The sequence below is a fragment of the bacterium genome (assembly GCA_035307765.1).
GTDB lineage: Bacteria > Sysuimicrobiota > Sysuimicrobiia > Sysuimicrobiales > Segetimicrobiaceae > Segetimicrobium.
Genome location: DATGHU010000040.1, coordinates 52,632 through 70,075 on the forward strand (window position 1 = coordinate 52,632; position 17,444 = coordinate 70,075).

The window sequence follows — 17,444 nt, forward strand, 5'->3', positions numbered from 1 at the left end:
ACCGCGCCGCTCCAAGCAGTGTATCACAATTGGCGACCCCCTTGGACGGAGTGAGCGGACGCAACGGTGGATATGGAGGGGGGCAATGCTTTCTAGGCAGAGAGGGTCGCGCTAACGTCAGCGGCCGGACGCCTGGAACCCCCAGGGCCGCCGAGGAATAAGCTCTCTCCCAACCATTTCGGTCCGCGACTTCAACCGTCCGGTGGGCGGCGTCCCCGGGCCGTCATGACGATGAATCCCTGGGACACGAAGTTGGGGGAATCAAGAAGCGCAAAGTACGCCTCGATCTCGGCCTCTGTCGCTAGATGGGCGTCGACAATGTCCTTTCGAAGTTGCTCAACGGAGAGCCGCTTCCAGTACGTCGCCGCAGTGCCGGCGTGAAGCAGAGACACACGCCCCTCGGCATGGACTTCGGCCAGTCCGAGAGCGCTTAGATACCCATACAGATGGTGCCCGCAGTACACGTGGCCCCGCGTGGCCATCACCCGATCTTTCCCCTGCTCGACCTTCATGAAGAGTTCGTTGTTTGCGGAATTCATGGGGGAGACAAGAGCAACCGAGGCGTTGTCTGTATCCTCACAAACCAACCAGCCTCCGGGTTTGAGCGCTGATCGCATCCGCCGCAGCGCCTTCTCACGTTCGGGAATGTGCTCCAATACCAGTCTCGAAAGCACCAGATCGAATCTACACTCCGGGAGATCCTCTGAGAGGATATCATGACGACGAACGTCGAGATTGGTCATGGGCAAGGTCTCAAGAAAGCGAGTGTCCAGGTCGGTCGCCATGACGTATCCGGCCTGCCCCACTCGTTGGCACAACCACTCGGCGATCGTGCCGCCTCCGGCGCCGACTTCCAGACAGTGCCAGCCTTCACCCACCCCGAGCGCCTCCAGGTGTTTAATCGTGCCAGGATCAAGGAGTTGCTCAAGGCCCCGGAGTCGCTGCCGTGCGTGGACCCACGTGGGGTCAAACGCATACTTGTCCATTGGGGTGGAATTGTGAGGTGGGGTCACCGCGAAACCTCCGCCGCAGGGGCCAGGAACCCGTACCGCGCCGCTCCGCAGGTTCGATGGGGCAACGCGAACGGAGCATCAACCTTCTGAATCAACATGACCGCAGATTGACAGGGATGCGGGCCCGGGCCCCACCGGTCCGGGGCGAGGCGCGAGACCTTTCGTGCGAAGACAAATCCGATTGCGCGGCCGAGAACATACCCGGAGCGTCCCCGGCCGGGGTCCGAGAAGATTGACCGGGGGTCGACCGGAGGGGTCATCTCGACCCATGGGGGGAAATGGGGGCGACCGACACGGTAATGAGCGCGATGTCATCGCGTGGAGGCGATTCCTGCGGAAGGACGTGCGCGAGGATCGCTCGTGCGGGATCGTCGGCACCCGTCTGCAACACCGCGCGCATCGCCTCCTGCAGGGCCATCGAGCCCTTGATGGGGTCGCGGGTCATTTCGATCAGTCCATCAGTGTACAGCACCAGCAATGAGCCGGCCGGCAGTGTAATAATCCGCTCGGCCGGCCCATGTGCGCTGGGCGCCCCCAGCGGCGGACCACCCGTGATGGGAAGAATCTCCACACGTCCGTTCGAAGTCCCAAGCATCGGCGGAGGATGGCCGGCGGAGGCAAGTGTCACCGTGAGTGTGTCGGCATCAAGCTCGCCGACGATAGCCGTGGCCATTCCGTCCCCCGCGCTGGTCGCCGTGAGGACCTCCCCGGCGCGGCGGAGGATCGCCCAAGGCGCATATCCCTCCAATGCCGCCGCGCGGACGGTTTGGCGTAGCTGTCCCATGATCAGGGCTGCATGCAGCCCGTGCCCCACGACATCCCCCACCGACATCATCACATGGCCGGTCGGGAGCGCAAACGCATCATACCAGTCGCCTCCGATTTCGGCCTCGTCACTGCCCGGCGCGTATGCGGCGTGGATGGTCACCCCGCTGAGGATCGGCAGGGCCTCCGGCAGGAACGCCCGCTGAAGCGCACCCGCGATCCGGTGTTCGCGTTCATAGAACCGAGCGCGCTCCAACGCTTGCGCACAGAGTCGGCCGAGGCTCTCCAGGAAAGCGCGATCGTTCTCAGGAAACAGCCGGGAGTCCGCGGTGACGAACAGCAGTGCCCCGATCGGCCGTCCTTGGACCATCAGCGGCACAGCGACCCGGGCCCCCCATTCGAGCGCGCCCTGCAGCTCAGCGAGGTCCGGATGCTGAGCAACACCGGCATTCCGGGAGGGCAGGAATACCAACTGTCGCCTCCGCACTGCGTCCGTGATGGCGATCCGGGTAGTAATCGGGATGTGGTGCCAGCGCCCGATGAACCCCTCGGGAATACCGATGGCACGCACGATATCCAGGGTCTGCCCATCTTCGCTCAGCAGGCACATCGTCCCAGTCTGAGCATCGAGCGCGGCGATTCCACGATCAACGATCACCTCAGCAACCTGTGCCGGAGTCAGCGCCTCGGACAACGCGGCGGTGATCGCCTGGAGCCGCGCGATGCGGTCGGTTGCCCGTTCCGCTCCGGCGCGAGCGACCTCGGCCTCGTGGCGGGCCGCGTCGGCCTCGTGGCGGGCCGCGTCGGCAGCTTGGCGAGCCGTGTCGGCGGCGATGCGGGTTGCCTGTTCGGATTGATAGAGGGCAGCGTTGTCCAACGCCAAACCGGCGCGCAGGCCAATTTCCTCCGCCAGGCCAAGATCGCCTCGACCGTAGCGCCGGCGAGCCTCGGCCGACGCGAACGTAAGGGCCCCCAAGATGCGATCACGGCCCCTGATCGCGACGATCATCGCGGAAGCGAGCCCGAGCCGACGTAGGACGCTGAGGTAATCGGCATTGGGAGCGACGTGTTCCAAGAAGCGCTCGGTAATCACTTCAAACAATTCCGACTGGCCGGTGCGGATGACGCCCATCGATCCTTGAGAAGATTCTGGGGTGGGCGGGTAGCGTTCTTGGAGTTCCCTCGCCACCTGGAGCTTCAATGGGTCTCGATGGGCCACCACGAGCGTCCGTATGATTCCGGCCGCATCCGCAACGTCAACCGCGCACCAATCGGCGAATGTCGGCACGCAAAAGTTGGCCAGCCCCGACAATCTTGCCGACACATCCAGTGAAGCGCCGGACAGCAGAGCTCCGACATCGGCGAGAAATTGCTGCACTGCCACACTGTGTCGCTGCGCTTCCTCGACCCGTCGCAAACGTCTCCCGCTGAACGCCACGGTCCACGCGGCCAATGCGAAGAGTCCCAACAGGGGAAACGTCCCCGGTGACATCGCAAACGATCGCTCCGGAGAAATGATAAAGGACCATACGGCCCCGACGCAGAGGAGCGCTGATCCATAGCCGGCGATCGGCCCTGCGTAATACGCGACCCCCCCGATAACCGGGATCGGGACGAAAAGGAACTGGCTGGGAAATTTTCCGCGGAGCCAGACCATCCCCAGGGTCAACACGCTTGTGCAGAGGAGGGCGACGACGACTTGGCGCAACGGAGACTGCGCGCCCCCGCTCACCGACAGGAGGGCGGGCCGCGGAGACATCAGCGACCCCCTCCCCTCGGCGTCGACCCCCGGTGCCAGGTGGTGCGGCTGGGGATCAGCCCTTCGATCGTAACCGCCGCTTCCCGCTTCCCCATCTTCGCGTCTCCAAGCGCAATGCCACCGCGACGTGATGAATGCGCGATTGCGGCCGGCGTCTCAAATCGTCGTTCGGCAACGTTCAGCCCGGGCAATGTCCATCAAGCGGTCTCATCCGCCACCCCGGACGCGAGTCCGGCCTTCTCGCGCACGTTCTTGGCCTCTCTCTTTCCTCTGTCGAATTCAGCCCGCCGGCGCCCGATTTCCTCGAGCGTGAGGCATTCGATATTGCAGTAATCGCGCTTCCAAGCAGGGCTGGGGCCCCATCTCAACGGAGACTGTACGGTGGTCCGTGGGGCTGGTGCAGCCTCGACCACCTTGAGGGCGAGGTCAAGGGTGAAGGCCTGCGACGCGGAGTCGTTGGGGCGGCCCGCTCCGTTCCCGAGCGGGAAATCCGAGAACACAAAACGCGGCACGCCCACATACTCGACAATATCTTTGGCGCAACCCATCACAACGGTGGAGACACCGTGTTCTTCCAGCATTCGCGCGGCAAGACCGACGGTCTGGTGGCAGACGGGGCAGTTGGGAACCAGGATCGCCACATCGACTTCGTCGGCCAGACAACGTGCGACGATCTCCGGGCAGTCGATCTCGAGCGTGACGCGATGGCTGCGATTGGTTGGAACGCCGTGAAAACGCGGGGCAACCGACCCGATGCGACCTGAGGCGGCGTTGTGACGCAGCGCGGTCAGCGGAAAGTACGCGGCGGGATCGTCGGCCTTGGTGTGCTTACGATCAATCGCGATGTGTGAGATGCGCAGGTCGTGGTCCTTGGTCGTGTCACCCGAGTACACGGTGTAGAACTTGGCCGCCGCATTGTAGGGGGCCCCGGGCCCTTGATCGCCCTTGTCCGGCTGATAGGGAGCCGCCGTGGTAATGATACTGACCCGACACCGGGCGAGCGGCTTAGGCAATGGCCGAAACGGCACGTCGGAGTAATGGGCCCACTCGTAAGGCGCGCCATAGCCCAACGCCTGATAATAATCCCGGATCCGTGGTAGGTAAGGAACCGGCACATCATCCTCAGCGGCGAAGCCAAATTTCCTGCCACGCTCGCTCGTCATGGCGGTACCTCCAATTCTCGATACGTCACCCCCCAATGAGGAGTGTCCGCCCCGCGCGTACGTGACAGGGTGACCTCCAGGGGAAGTGATCGCGCGGTGGCGGATCGACCACGCCGGCCTCCACCAGCGGAGGAATCCGCCAAGCCCGACGTTCGGCGGAGGGATCCGTTGTTCCTCGGGGCGGACGTGGTCTGAATGGCGGGGCGTCGCGCGGCACAAGCTCGTTGGAATCAACCCTCCGGCGCCCATCGGGGGGTGAGTCGAAGGATAAACCTCAGACACGCCATCGTCCACGCAAGACATCGGCAACGGCGTTCAGCGAGAGCACCGTGATCGCGATCGCCGCGCCCGGAAAGATGCCATGCCAGGGTCGGCGCAAGTCAGCGCCCGTGCGTAGTCGAGCGGAGGATGCCGCTGTGCCCGGCGAAAGAATCGCGGCTCGGCGGCGGTCAGCGTTGGAAAACGAAAACAATTTCGGTTGCGTCGGGGAAGAGGATGACACCTCTCTTACGCTGGCCGGGCAGCGGAAGATCCATTCAGGCTTCCCTCGCACCTGAGGTCACTCGCGCTTCGAGGCAGCGCGCCAGCAGGCGGGCGTCTCCCAAGCGCTCCGACCACGCCGCAAATGCGTTGGTGGGGCCACGCCACCGCAGGCGGTCCACGTCGCGGAAAAGGGGCGCATCGGTTCTGAGCACGGCGAGGTCCTTGAATAGGAGCGCCTGGTCGCGTCGGTTCTCCCGCAGTACGGCTGGCGGAAAGTTCTCAATGATGCCGTATTGATTCAGTAGCCGTGCCGCGGTGGTCCGGCCTATCCCCGGAATGCCTGGATATCCGTCTGCCTGGTCCCCGACGAGGGCGAGGAAGTCGGGGATCAGGACCGGGTCCACCCCGAACTTTGCGCGAACTCCCTGCTCATCGAGGATCCTCTGACCTTTGCGGTCAACCTGCACGACACGCTCGCCCCGGACGCACTGGGCCAGGTCCTTGTCCGGGGTCCAGATGCAGATTTTCTCCACGTTCGTATTTCCGGAGGCGATCTGCGCCGCGGAGGCCAATCCGTCGTCGGCTTCGAGCTCGATCATGGGCCAGACTGCCACGCCCATCGCCGTGAGCGCTTCTTCCAGGGGGGAGAATTGCGCAAAAAGCGCGGGGTCAACGCCCTCGCCGGTCTTGTAATCGGGCCACAGATCGTTGCGGAAAGATTCGATGACATGGTCGGTCGCCACACCGACGTGAGTCGCCCCGGTCTCGATCATCTGCAACAAGGAATGCAGGACACCGACAACAGCGCCGAAGGGCGGATCCGCGCTCTTCTTGTACCGGCGAAGCCCGTAGAACTGGCGGAACAGTTCGTACGTGCCGTCGAGGAGATGAACGATCATCGCCGCTCGTGCGTCCGCTTATCCCCCCGCCGCGGCGACGCACCACCCACGGTCGACGTCACCAAGTCCCTCGCACCCAGTCGCGGTCACGACCACGCTGTCCTCGATTTTGACGTGTCCAACATCTGGGTGCCGAACTTCTGTCTCAATCGACACGACCATCCCGGCCTCCAGCGCGCGCGTGCTTTCGGGCGTCACTTCCGGGGGTTCGTGGCTCACCATCCCGAGCCCGTGGGCGAGGAAGCGGCCGTACTCCGCCCCGGGCCCAACCCGGACGGCCTCGCTGCCAACCCGCCACAACTCACCGCAGGATACACCGGGTCCCACCGAGGTGCGGGCGCGCTCCTGTGCCGCGCGGCACACCTCAAACAGCGCGCTGGCCGCGGGGGGCGGCGGCCCCACCGAGCCCATCCGCGCAATGTCGGCGATATATTCGTCCAATTCGGCGCCGACGTCCAGGTGCATCGGGCAACCGCGCCCCCACGCCTGGGATGAAGGCGCCCGGAGCAGTCCCGGTCCAACGTTGATCAGCGAATAGAGAAAGGCCGCGCCGCGCTCGCCGACGTGTCGCTCGACCCGCGCCGCGATCTGACGGGTGGTCTCCTCGGCTCGGCTCTGCATAAAGACCGCACGGACCACCTCGGCCGTCAGGCGATGCACCTCGCGCAGTCGCGCCAGCTCGTGCGGTTGCTTGATGGCCCGCAGTTCGCCCAGGAGCGACGTGCCGTTGACGAACGACGCCTCGGGAAGTTCCCGCCTCAGGGCTTCGTAGGCGTCTACCGGCAGGAACGACGACTCGATCGCGATCGTCGCTCCGGCAAAACCGTGATCCCGCAGCGCCCGCGCCGCCGCGGCCGCAGCGTCGGACGACATATTGGGACCGCGCGGGACCCAGCGCCGATCGGCGATCCAGAACGGGCCAAAGGCGGCGATGTAATCCTGCTCGTCGAGCGCGCGGTCCTGTCGGCCCACGTAGAACGCCGAGTCGAGCCGGGTGGATGGAACGGCGACGAATGAAAGGTACCGCCCACCGCCGAACCGCGACGCCCTGGAGAAGAACGGGAGGTAATAGCCCCCGGTAAGGTACCGGACACTGTATCGTGTGCTCGCGAGCACGACGTCGACCTGCTGGGCGCGGGCGAGGCGGGCGAACCGCTCGGGATCAAACGGGAGCATCTTGACCGCTATTTCCGTTTTGGCGCGCCCACTCCTCCCACGGGAGGACCGTCAGGCCCCCCACACACCGCATCCGAGGCCTGCCCGAAGACCCTTGCCGTACCTTGCGTCCGTGCCGGCCCGAATCCGACCCGTGCGGCGAACGGGACCCGCACCTCCCCGTGCATCCAGGATGGATCGAGCGATGATGCCGTCCTTCCGATCCACGAAGATCCGAGAGGCCGGAGAGATACGTACGTCAGACCCACAGCGCCCGCCGAGCGGGTGTCCGCGGCGCCGCGTTCGATCGCCCCCCCCGGGTGAGGCGCGCGTGGCTTATCGGGCCGAGCGTCTCCGCCCCGACGTCGTCCGCGGACTCTGAGAGAGCGCGGCGTGCAACCCATCGAAGAGCGCGAGACCGTGGACCTCGCGCTCAGCGTCGGGGAGGACTTGCCAACCCTTCAGGATCGCGTCGACCCCGGGACCTTCCAGGCGCACGTAGCGGCCATCACGCAGATCGATCTCGTGGACGATTTCTGCGATCGCCCGCAACCCGGGGTCGTCGAGGCCGAATGCCTTGAGCATCGTCTCAAACGTGCAGAGGGACCCTCGGTGACCGAAGGTCGCACCCCGCATGTCGAAGGCGACCTCCTCGGGGGCCGCTGTGGTCGAATAGCGAATCTGCGCACGGGGGTTGATAAAGCGGCGGATCAGCCAGGCGCAAGCCAGGCGATCCACGTGGGGGTGGGGACGCGTCACCCATCGTTTGTCCCGGTACGCCGCGACCGCGGCGGGGGGGATCCGGGGGTCGGCCGTGGGGGCGGGAGCGAGCGCCTGCTCAACCCGGGCCAGCGCCGCAGCGGCATGTATTCCGGCGGGGGCGCCGAAGAAATCGGTCCGCGCGATCTCCCCGTGCTCGCGCCGCAAGCGGGCGAGGAGGTCTCGGGCTTTCGCCTCCGCCCGCGCGGTGCGTGGGGCCTTGACCCGGAGGGACTTCTCCAAACCGGCCGCCCGGGCACCGAGCGACTCGTATTCCTTCCGCCGCGCCCCCTGGAAAAGTTCGATAAGGTGGGCGTCGCTGAGCCCCTCGAACCGCTCCACCCACATCAGCAGCGCCTCCCCATTCGCCTGCTCGACCTCCTGGGCCAGCCACTGGAACGCCTCAACGCATTCACCTCGCGCGGGCAACACGTGCACGCCCCCCTTAGGAGACACGGCTCCCAAGGTCCGGAGGCGGCGCCACATCGTGACCCGCGGACTCGACCGCCCCGTAGACGGCAAGGAATAGGAGAATACCACCCAAGCCATTTGACGTTGACAAGCGTATCATATATTGCTACGCTACGCAATACGTATTACGTCTCGTTTTCGCCTGAGCGCCGCAGCGCGGTCGGGGCACGGTGCGGCTCGGGCGCGAGAGAGGACCGGTGGAGGTGTTGGGCATGAAGTGGGTCACACGCAAGAACGCCAATGTCGATCGGATTGCCTGTCCGTGGCTCATTCGGAAATTCGTCGACCAGGACCCGGTGTTCATCTATGTCCGCGCAGAAGAGGTCAGGGCCGCGGCTAAGCGCGAGGAGGCCATCCCCTTTGACATCAAGGACGTCGAGTTGGGTCATGTCGACGGCCGATGCAGCTTCGAATCGATCATGGTCAAGTACGCGCTCACCGATCCGGCCCTGCAGAAACTGGCGAAGATCGTTCACGGCGCGGACGTTGCCGCGGACGTCAACATCGTCCCCGAGGCGGCCGGCCTCAAGGCGATCGCCCACGGCTTCGCCTTGCTCCATGGCGACAACGACCACAAGAAGATCCGATTGGAAACCCCCCTCTACGATGCGCTGTACGCGTGGTGCCAACGCACAGTGGCCGAAGAGCGGTAAGGCACAGTGACATTGAACTTCGCGGGATCGATAGGCCTTCCGCCTCACCCCTCTGGCGGGTTCGATCACGGGGACGTACATCTCCAGACGGGACGGGTGTTCGTCGCGCATACGGCGACGGGCGCCGTGGAAGTGATCGATGGCGCGCGCGGTGTCCACCGCGCCACGCTCCCGGGTTGTCCGGAATCGAGCGGGGTGCTGTGCGCTCAGGAGGAACATCTCATCTTCGCGGCAGCCCGCGGTGCCGGGAAGATCCTCGTCATCGGGGCAAGATCCAGAGATGTGATCAAGAACATCATCGTCGGACCGAACCCCAACGGCCTGGGCTGGGATTCGCGCCGAAAGCGGCTCCTCGTGGTCGATGTCCAAGATTTTCGCGCCAGGCTCATCGACCCCTACGCCGGGGCTGTCGTCACCGAGGGTGAGTTGCCGGGGAGACCGCGATGGTGCGTCTACGACCCCACGGCCGATCGGTGGCTCGTGAACATCAAAGCGCCGGCCTGCGTAGCTTCCCTCGCAGCGGAGACCTTGGTGGGACAAGCCCGGTGGCCGGTGTCATCGGCAGGCCCCCACGGACTCGACCTGGACGTGGAGCACGGCCGGGCGTTTGTGGCCTGCGATGGCGGCAAGGTTATTGCGGCTGACCTCGCGAGCGGCCGGGAACTCGCGGGCGTCGCGATAGCCGGGGCGCCGGACGCGATATGGTACAACGCCGATCGCGCATACCTGTACGTGGCCATTGGGCAACCCGGAGTTCTCGACGTCGTCGATACGAAAGAGATGGTCCTCGTCCAAGAGATCGTCACGGAGGCGGGTGCGCACACGACCGCCTTCGATCAGGCCCGGCAGCGCCTGTATCTGTTTCTCCCTCGCAGCCGCCAAGCGGTGGTTTACGAGGAGAACTAGCACGACCTCTGGAGAATGCCCATGAACCATCAAGCAATGACACGTCGGGTGCCCCTGTGGGACCTCTTCGTGTACTACCTCCGCCTGGGTGCCATCGGGTTCGGTGGCCCCGTTGCCCTCGTAGGACAGATGGAGAAAGAACTCGTCCAGGAGCGCCGGTGGTTCGGGTGTGACCTCGGCCACCTTGTCCCACCCGGTCTCACCGTCGAGCGCTGGGATGATGTGCCGTTGGTCAGCGACGGGTTTCCGGCGGCCCGGGATGCCATCGTCAAACGTGTTCAGCAGTTGTTGGACCGATGCGAGGCCGCTGGTGAGGGCGAAATCTCGACCGAGTGAGAGGCACCACCGGACCCCACGCAAGATACGCGGCGCCCGAGCGCCGATGACCAAGGGGGGCGTACAGGCTCCCTCCGGCCATTGGGGAGTGAGCGGGCAAACCGTCGGGGCCTCGTGACGGCCAACGACGCTTCATCCTTATAGGCCGTTCAGCGCGTATCGCGCCGGCAATCCACTCATCACTCGCCGGATGTTTTCGGCGGAATGGCGGGCGAGCGTTTCCAACCCCTCCTTCGTAAAACCGGCCACGTGTGGAGTCGCGATGACGGTGGGACACTGCAGGAGCGGGTCCTCCGGGTCGGGGGGCTCCTCCCAAAACACATCCACTCCCGCACCGGCCAAGCGCCCCTCTTGCAGCGCGGTCAACAGGGCCGTCTTATCGACAATCGATCCGCGTGAAATGTTGATCAGAAACGCCGTGGGTTTCATGAGTCCAATCTCGCGTGTCCCGACGAACCCGGTCGTCTCCTTCAACAAGGGGAGGTGAATCGAGACGAAGTCGCTCTCGCGCAGGAGCTCGGGCAACCGGTCAAATGGCTGGAGCCAGGTCAGCCCCAACTCATCCCGAATCCGTTCGTCCACCATCCGTTTCACCGCCCGCACGTTCATCTCAAACGCCCGGGCCATGCGAACCAGTGGGGTGCCTGTCCGTCCCACGCCGATCAGCCCCAGGGTTTTGCCCCGCAGCCCTAGGGTGAGCGGCTGGCCGGACCGTCGGGCCCGCAGCGATTCCTGGGTCTCCCGATACCGCTTGGCAAGCGCGAGGATCAGAAACATCGCATGCTCCGCGACGTAGGGTTCCCAGAGCAAATCCCGCGGGATGTTGCAGACCGGGATGCCCTTCTCCGTCGCATACGCCATATCGACCGCTTCGACATTGGCGCCTGGCCGCTGAATCAATCGCAAGTGTGGCGCAGCATCAATCACTTCCCTCGTCACCGGCACGCTCCTGACCAAAAGCACCTGGGCCGTCGCCACCTGGTCCCTCAGCGGCACCTCGGGGGAGAACTCCTCCACGAGGAACTCATCCCCCAGCATGGCCGCCAGCGCCCCCCCGGCGCTCAGGCCCGAACTCGCGATCTTCACCCGACACTTCTCCATCAACGCCTCCTCCAGGCAGAAAGGTGCCAGCCCTCATGTTCGCTCAAACCGTCGCCCGAGCCCTCTGACGCCTTGGCCCGGACCAGAGGGCACAGATCCTCATCCACGCCGGCCGCGTCCGTGAACCCACAGTCTCGTCTGGAAATCTTGCGCTGGGCCCAGATCATTCACGGAGGCGACTTCATGGACGACTCTCCCTCGCGCAATCGTGATCTCGCATCCCTCGGCCTGCGAGTCGGATTGGGTGTGTTATTCATTCTCTCCGGGTGGGCAAAGTTGTCACATGTCGCGGCTGTCGTGGGCCTTTGGCAAAAGTTGCACCTGCCACTTCCGCACGTCTTCGGACCCATTCATGGCGTTGTGGAGTTCGGGGCGGCATCCTGCTGATCGCAGGCTTGTTCACGCGACTCGCCGGCTATGGCGGTGGATATGTTCGGCGCGCTGTTTTTGGTAAAGATCCACACCCCGACCTTCATTCAGCAGGAGTGGTTGGCGTTTTGGATAAGCCTGGCACTCCTGGCCGTTGGTGCGGCCTTTTCCCCTGGATGCATTTCTTGAGAAGCGCCGGGCTATGGGATCCCAACCAACGGCTATCCAACACTAAGGTCCCCCGTGATTCGCACGCTCCCTGGGCCAATCGAGATTCCCGCCCCACTCGTGCCGGGCGGTTCCCGCCCCGTGTGCAACCCCGCCTAGCCGCGCGATCGAGCTGGAGTGGGGTCTGGACCACCCGCGCCGGTGCGGGGGCGATCGGTCTAGGCTCTCGGAGGGCGTGGCGAAGAACGGCTGGGGTCGCAAACGCCCCCATCCCGACCTGCTGACGCCACGGATCCCCGATCGACCGCCCGGCTGGTCGAATGCCTAGCGCCCGAGCGTTCTGGCCGCCCGCCACAGTGAGGCGGTCAACACCGCGCCCACCGCCGGCGGCAGCCAGAGCCAGGCCGGAAGATGTCGGTGCACCAATGCGGCGGCAACCGCCAGCGATCCGACCACTCCCACCGCGACCGTCCAATCGTCGCCTACCACGAAAACGTACCAGAACATGAAGAACCGGAAGAGATAGCTCACTCCCCCTGCCCCCCGCCGGCCAGAACGGGAGGAGGCGGCGGCCCCTGAATCTGGTAACGACTCAACCAGCGCACCAGTCCCCATGAGCAGAGAATGGTAAAAATCAAGATGGCGGGGATGGCGGCATCGGATCCCGGCCATTCCACCCCCGTCCCTTCGCCCGCGAAGAAGATGCCGAACGTCGAGAGCATTGCGCCAACGGCAAATTTCATGGTGTTTTCGGGCACCCGGCTGAGCGGGCGGTGAACCAGCACCCCGATTGCGACGACCAAAACCACGGCCGCGCCCGCCCCTCCCGCCGCAAGCGGAATGCTCCCTTGCGCGCTGCCGAAGGTCAGGACGATAAAGGCGACCTCCAGACCTTCCAGGAAGACGCCTTTGAACGCCAGCGTGAACGCGTACCAATCCACCCTCGAGGGAGCAACCGGGCCGCCGGCGCGGGCCAACTCCACCTCACGGCGATACGCGGCGTCTTCATCGTGAAGCGCTTTCATGCCGCTCGCGCGCAGGATGCCCTTGCGGAGCCACTGCAGGCCGAAGATGAGCAGGGCCGTGCCGACGATCAAGCGCAGGATCCCGATCGGGACGAGACTCAATGCAGGCCCGAGGACCACCACGAATACGCTCAACGCCGCAATCGCGGCTCCCGCCCCCAGCCGGGTGGAGCGCCACCCGCGGGTCACACCGACCGCGAGGATGATCGTCAGCGCCTCGACCATTTCCACTGACGAGGCGAGAAACGACGCCAGAACCAGGAAAACGCTACCCACAGGTCTCCCGAATGCGTGCGGGAGAAACGGAAGAGCGCCGGCACCGCACCGGCCCCCTCCCCCGCTCGCCGACGCTCAACGCCTCCCACCGGCGCGGCGGATCGACGGGACACCCCTCACCCCGTCCCGAACGACGGCCGGGCAAATCTTCAGGTGCGCGCCGGCGGGCCGGGAGCGCCCCCAGGCCGGATGCGGCGGCGTGGGACGATTAACGTCCAAGCCGTCTCACACGATCCGGTGCATCCAGAACAGCGACACGCCCATGGTGAGGACGAAGAGCGCCGCCACGGCGATCGACGTCAACCCGCTGATCTCCGTCGGCTTTCGTTCCCACCCGATCACCCGCCCCAGCCGCGTGTACACCCGACTGAGCTCTGTCGTGGAGGCGACGCGCTGGTACGTCCCCCCCGTCACCTGGGCGATCTCCTTCAGCGTCTCCTCATCGAGGCGAACAAAAATGCTGCGGCCGCCGAGCTCGAGGAACGTCCCCTCGGGCGAGCCCAGCCCTACTGTGTAGACCTTGACCCGAAGCTGGCGCGCGACGACCGCGGCGTCCTCGGGCGGCGTCCCGCGGTTGCTTTGCCCGTCGCTCAAGAGCACCACCGTCGCCGGCCCCAGGGTATCCGGGGGGGGCGGCGTGACCGGCACCACCGGCCCGAGCGTATTTTCGGGGCGCGACCGGCCCGGAAGCGCGTACACCGCTTCCAGGAGGCCGTCGCCGATCGCCGTCGCAAACTCCAGGGCCAATCCGTTGATCGCCTGGATCACGCGGTCATGATCGTCGGTCGGCGGGGTCACGAGGGTCGCGTAGCTGCTGAACGATACCAACCCCACCTTCGTTCCGCGAGGGAGCGCCCGAACAAACTCCACGGCGGCCTTCTTTGCGGCCTCGATGCGTGTCGGGACCACGTCCGTCGCCATCATGCTGCGGCTGACGTCAACGCTCAGCATCACGACCGTGCGGTTGTCGGGAACCGGCACGGGGGCCATCGGCCGCGCCAGGGTGAAGATGACCGCGCAGAGGGTGAGGAGGTACAGGGCCGCCGGCACATGACGCCGCCAAGGCTTCCCGGCCGCCGCGGCTTGCACCACCAGGTCGAGGCTGGAATAGCGAACCCGGACCCGCGACGGCCGCCGGAGCAGCCAGACGTACCAGGCCACCAACGCCGGGATCAGGAGGTAGAGAAGGAGGGCCAGCGGCCACAGAAAGGTCACGGGAGGCGTCCCGTCCACAGCATCGAAATCACGCCTCCCACCAGCAGCAGGAGGCCCGCGCTCCCGACGACCATCGAGGAGACCTCTGTCTTGCGGGTCTCCCACCCGATCATGCGCCCGAGTTCGCGGTAGATCTGTTTCAGTTCCTGCGCCGACCCCGATATGAAGAATCGCCCGTCCGTGATCGCGGCGATCTGCTGGAGGAGGGCGGGATTGAACGGCACAAAGACCATCTGTCCCTGGTAGTTGAACACGCTCCCGCCTAAGGTCCCCAGGCCGATCGCGTAGATCTTCACCCTCTGCTGCTTGGCCAGCAGGGCGACCTTCAGCGGATCGGCGCTCCCGGCGTTCTGCCCGCCGTCGCTGATCAGGATGATCGCGGCGGGCGGGAGATCCTCGGGACGGACGGGCGCGGGGGACGGCTGGACGGCGGGCGGTTGGGCCGGCCCGAGCGGACCCGGACCCGCCTGCGCCTCCGGAAGGTCCACGATCCGTCCGGGGATCGCCTTGAGCGCGACCGCGATCCCATCGCCGATCGCCGTGGCCTCCTGGGGTTTCAGCCCCGCGATCGCCTGCTTCACCGCTTCGTGGTCGGCAGTCGGCGGGATCATCAACGTCGCGTACGTGCTGAACGACACCAGGCCGATCTTCGGTCCTTGCGGGAAGACGTCGACGAACGTCCGGGCAGCCACCTTCGCCGCCTCCAGCCGGCTCGGCGCCAAGTCGGGGGCCATCATGCTGCCGCTGGTATCAACCGCGAGCAACACGACCGCCTTGTTCACCGGCAGCGGGATCGCCATGATCGGCCGGCTCACCGCCGCCAGCAGCAGCGCGAGGGCCAGGAAATAGAACCCCATGCTGATGTGGCGGCGCACCGCCGGCAGCGAGGTGGCGAGGCGCTCGAACAACGGCTGCTCGGCGAACCGGATCACCGCATGCGTGCGGGCCCTACGCACGCCGATCGCATACCAGCCGACAAACGCCGGGAGCAACAGGAGCCCCCAGAGCATTACTGGCCAGGTGAATTCCACCGACGCCGCCTCCGAAAGGTCACGAACTTCAACAACGGATCCACCAGAGAGGTGCCGGTCGACAGGCTCAGCAGATCGACGGCCGCCCTCCGCATCATCTGAGCCAACTCGGCATCCCGCGTCGCGACCAACTGACGGTACGCGTCGCGCACGTTTCGGTCGGACGTATCTACCCAGACCTGCTGCCCGGTTTCCGGGTCCTGCAGGTAGACGCCTCCAACATCCGGCAGCTCTCGTTCACGGGGATCTTCGACCCGGACGGCAACGACGTCGTGCCGCTTGCTCAGTTCGGCCAGCGTCCCCTCCCAGCCCACCAGGGAATGGAAGTCTGAAATGAGGAAGAGCAGCGAGCGCCGCCGCACCACCCGGCCCAACTGGTGGAGCACGACGCTGAGATCGGTCCGACCTCCACCCGACACCGTCGGCTCGGACGAGAGGGCGTGCACGATCCGAAGCGCCTGCAGCCGCCCCGTCCGCGGGGGAACAAACAGTTGCCCCCGGCGCCCGGGAAACCCAATCGCGCCGACCTTATCGCCGTGGCGGCTGATGATGTACGCCGCCACGCCGGCAAAGTCCACCGCGACCTGGCGCTTGAACTGCTGCACGGTGCCAAAGTCCATCGACGGTGACAGATCGACGAGTAGCCAGGCGGTAAGCTCTTTCTCCTCCCGATACTGGCGGACGAAGATCTGGTTCATGCGCGCGGTGACGTTCCAGTCGATCCGGCGCACCTCGTCCCCGGGCTGATACTGACGCACCTCAGCCAGGTCGAGGCTGGGGCCGTAAAACACCCCCGTGTAGTCGCCGAACAGATAGCCGTCGAGGCGTCGGACGACCTTAAACTCGAGGCGCCTCAAGATTCGCTCGGGTGTCTCCATACGGATCCCCAATGTGGACCTTTGGCACTGACACGGCTTCAATGACCCGCTGCAGCAAATGCTCCGGCGTGATATCGTGGGCGAGCGCTTCGTACGACAGAAGGAACCGGTGGCGGAGAACCTCCGGGGCGAGATCGCGCACGTCCTCCGGCATGGCATATTCCCGTCCGCGGAGCAGGGCGAGGGCTTTCGCCCCGATGATCAAATTGAGGGAGCCCCGAGGGCTGCTGCCGTAGGCGATGAACTTCGTCAGATCTCCGAGCCCAAACTCCTGGGGGCGACGGGTGGCGGTCACGAGGCTCACCGCGTACTCGTGGAGCCTGGGGTCGACATACACCGCCTCAGCGATCTTCTGAAGCTGCAGCAGTTCGTCTCCGCGGATGATCTGGGAGACCGAGGGGGACTGCTCCGTAATCCGGTCCACGACGGTCATTTCCTCGTGGAACGACGGATATGAGATCACGACCTTGAACATAAACCGATCGACCTGAGCCTCGGGGAGCGGATAGGTCCCCTCGCTCTCGATCGGGTTTTGGGTCGCCAAAACGAGAAAGGGATCCGGCAACCGGAACGTTTCCTTGCCGATTGTCACCTGACGTTCCTGCATCGATTCGAGCAGGGCGGATTGCACCTTGGCCGGCGCCCGGTTGATCTCGTCCGCGAGGACCAGGTTGGCGAAGACGGGACCCAGTTCGACCTCAAAGGTTCCCAGTTTTTGGTTGTAGATCCGTGTCCCGATGAGATCGGCAGGGACGAGATCCGGGGTGAACTGGATGCGGCGGAACTGACAGTCCAAGACGTCCGCCGTGGTCTTGATCGCGAGCGTTTTGGCCAGCCCGGGCACTCCCTCGATCAGGATGTGTCCGCGCGAGAGGAGCGCCACCAAAATTCGCTCAAGCATCAGGTCCTGCCCGACGATGATCTTCTTGATTTCGTACAGGACCTTCCGCATCGTGCTCGCGGCCTGCCCGAAGGTCTCGGTCGGATAACGCAGAACCCGCATCCTGCGCTGCGGCTGC

General features: G+C 65.2%; 15 protein-coding genes and 1 pseudogene. 3 read left to right on the forward strand and 13 right to left on the reverse strand.

Features of this window, described 5'->3' with window-relative positions:
- Positions 1-191 precede the first annotated feature (191 nt).
- From VKV57_13530 to VKV57_13555, 6 genes are all read right to left on the reverse strand, one after another.
- The gene (locus VKV57_13530) at positions 192-1,013 is read right to left on the reverse strand and encodes a methyltransferase domain-containing protein (protein HLW60925.1); all 822 of its coding nucleotides are present in this window, start codon (positions 1,011-1,013) and stop codon (positions 192-194) included.
- A 256-nt stretch (positions 1,014-1,269) separates the two neighbouring features.
- Positions 1,270-3,537, reverse strand: a complete 2,268-nt coding sequence (locus VKV57_13535) for a SpoIIE family protein phosphatase (GenBank protein HLW60926.1) — start codon at positions 3,535-3,537, stop codon at positions 1,270-1,272.
- Positions 3,538-3,734: 197 nt separating this feature from the next.
- Entirely contained in the window at positions 3,735-4,700 is a 966-nt protein-coding gene (locus VKV57_13540) for a glycine reductase (GenBank protein ID HLW60927.1), read from the reverse strand.
- 536 nt (positions 4,701-5,236) lie between these two features.
- Positions 5,237-6,082 (reverse strand): 5'-3' exonuclease H3TH domain-containing protein, encoded by an 846-nt coding sequence (locus VKV57_13545; protein ID HLW60928.1) that lies wholly within the window; start codon positions 6,080-6,082, stop codon positions 5,237-5,239.
- Positions 6,083-6,100: 18 nt separating this feature from the next.
- Positions 6,101-7,258 (reverse strand): Xaa-Pro peptidase family protein, encoded by a 1,158-nt coding sequence (locus VKV57_13550; GenBank protein HLW60929.1) that lies wholly within the window; start codon positions 7,256-7,258, stop codon positions 6,101-6,103.
- Between the two features lie 315 nt (positions 7,259-7,573).
- Entirely contained in the window at positions 7,574-8,545 is a 972-nt protein-coding gene (locus tag VKV57_13555) for a chromate resistance protein ChrB domain-containing protein (GenBank protein ID HLW60930.1), read from the reverse strand.
- 134 nt (positions 8,546-8,679) lie between these two features.
- On the opposite strand from VKV57_13555, the gene VKV57_13560 reads away from it, so the two are divergent.
- From VKV57_13560 to VKV57_13570, 3 genes and pseudogenes are all read left to right on the forward strand, one after another.
- The gene (locus VKV57_13560; protein HLW60931.1) at positions 8,680-9,120 is read left to right on the forward strand and encodes a chromate resistance protein ChrB domain-containing protein; all 441 of its coding nucleotides are present in this window, start codon (positions 8,680-8,682) and stop codon (positions 9,118-9,120) included.
- A gap of 96 nt (positions 9,121-9,216) precedes the next feature.
- A complete protein-coding gene (locus VKV57_13565) occupies positions 9,217-10,026 on the forward strand; it encodes a hypothetical protein (protein HLW60932.1) in 810 nt (269 codons plus the stop codon).
- A gap of 15 nt (positions 10,027-10,041) precedes the next feature.
- Positions 10,042-10,188, forward strand: a pseudogene (locus VKV57_13570) (chromate transporter).
- 312 nt (positions 10,189-10,500) lie between these two features.
- Here the strand turns inward: VKV57_13570 and VKV57_13575 are convergent.
- The 7 genes from VKV57_13575 to VKV57_13605 form a co-directional block, all read right to left on the reverse strand.
- Positions 10,501-11,463: an NAD(P)-dependent oxidoreductase gene (locus VKV57_13575; GenBank protein ID HLW60933.1), complete on the reverse strand. Its 963-nt coding sequence runs from the start codon at positions 11,461-11,463 to the stop codon at positions 10,501-10,503.
- A gap of 861 nt (positions 11,464-12,324) precedes the next feature.
- Complete coding sequence (locus VKV57_13580) at positions 12,325-12,531, reverse strand: hypothetical protein (protein ID HLW60934.1); 207 nt, start codon at positions 12,529-12,531, stop codon at positions 12,325-12,327.
- Positions 12,528-13,301 carry a hypothetical protein gene (locus tag VKV57_13585; protein HLW60935.1) on the reverse strand — a complete coding sequence of 258 codons (774 nt, stop codon included), beginning with the start codon at positions 13,299-13,301 and terminating at the stop codon, positions 12,528-12,530. Before VKV57_13585 ends, VKV57_13580 begins: the two co-directional genes overlap by 4 nt.
- Before the next feature lie 225 nt (positions 13,302-13,526).
- A complete protein-coding gene (locus VKV57_13590; GenBank protein ID HLW60936.1) occupies positions 13,527-14,516 on the reverse strand; it encodes a VWA domain-containing protein in 990 nt (329 codons plus the stop codon).
- A complete protein-coding gene (locus VKV57_13595; GenBank protein HLW60937.1) occupies positions 14,513-15,547 on the reverse strand; it encodes a VWA domain-containing protein in 1,035 nt (344 codons plus the stop codon). The genes VKV57_13590 and VKV57_13595 overlap by 4 nt, the downstream gene beginning before the upstream one ends.
- Positions 15,526-16,425, reverse strand: coding sequence for a DUF58 domain-containing protein (locus VKV57_13600; GenBank protein HLW60938.1), 900 nt, complete (start codon positions 16,423-16,425; stop codon positions 15,526-15,528). Before VKV57_13600 ends, VKV57_13595 begins: the two co-directional genes overlap by 22 nt.
- A complete protein-coding gene (locus tag VKV57_13605; GenBank protein ID HLW60939.1) occupies positions 16,385-17,428 on the reverse strand; it encodes an AAA family ATPase in 1,044 nt (347 codons plus the stop codon). The genes VKV57_13600 and VKV57_13605 overlap by 41 nt, the downstream gene beginning before the upstream one ends.
- Between the last annotated feature and the right edge of the window lie 16 nt (positions 17,429-17,444).

Bases quoted from the DNA above. Each gene is read 5' to 3' on its own strand.
- VKV57_13535 (HLW60926.1), bottom strand. From the start codon at position 3,537: ATGTCTCCGCGGCCCGCCCTCCTGTCGGTGAGCGGGGGCGCGCAGTCT.
- VKV57_13540 (HLW60927.1), bottom strand. From the start codon at position 4,700: ATGACGAGCGAGCGTGGCAGGAAATTTGGCTTCGCCGCTGAGGATGAT.
- VKV57_13545 (HLW60928.1), bottom strand. From the start codon at position 6,082: ATGATCGTTCATCTCCTCGACGGCACGTACGAACTGTTCCGCCAGTTC.
- VKV57_13550 (HLW60929.1), bottom strand. From the start codon at position 7,258: ATGCTCCCGTTTGATCCCGAGCGGTTCGCCCGCCTCGCCCGCGCCCAG.
- VKV57_13555 (HLW60930.1), bottom strand. From the start codon at position 8,545: ATGGCTTGGGTGGTATTCTCCTATTCCTTGCCGTCTACGGGGCGGTCG.
- VKV57_13560 (HLW60931.1), top strand. From the start codon at position 8,680: ATGAAGTGGGTCACACGCAAGAACGCCAATGTCGATCGGATTGCCTGT.
- VKV57_13575 (HLW60933.1), bottom strand. From the start codon at position 11,463: ATGGAGAAGTGTCGGGTGAAGATCGCGAGTTCGGGCCTGAGCGCCGGG.
- VKV57_13600 (HLW60938.1), bottom strand. From the start codon at position 16,425: ATGGAGACACCCGAGCGAATCTTGAGGCGCCTCGAGTTTAAGGTCGTC.
- VKV57_13605 (HLW60939.1), bottom strand. From the start codon at position 17,428: ATGCGGGTTCTGCGTTATCCGACCGAGACCTTCGGGCAGGCCGCGAGC.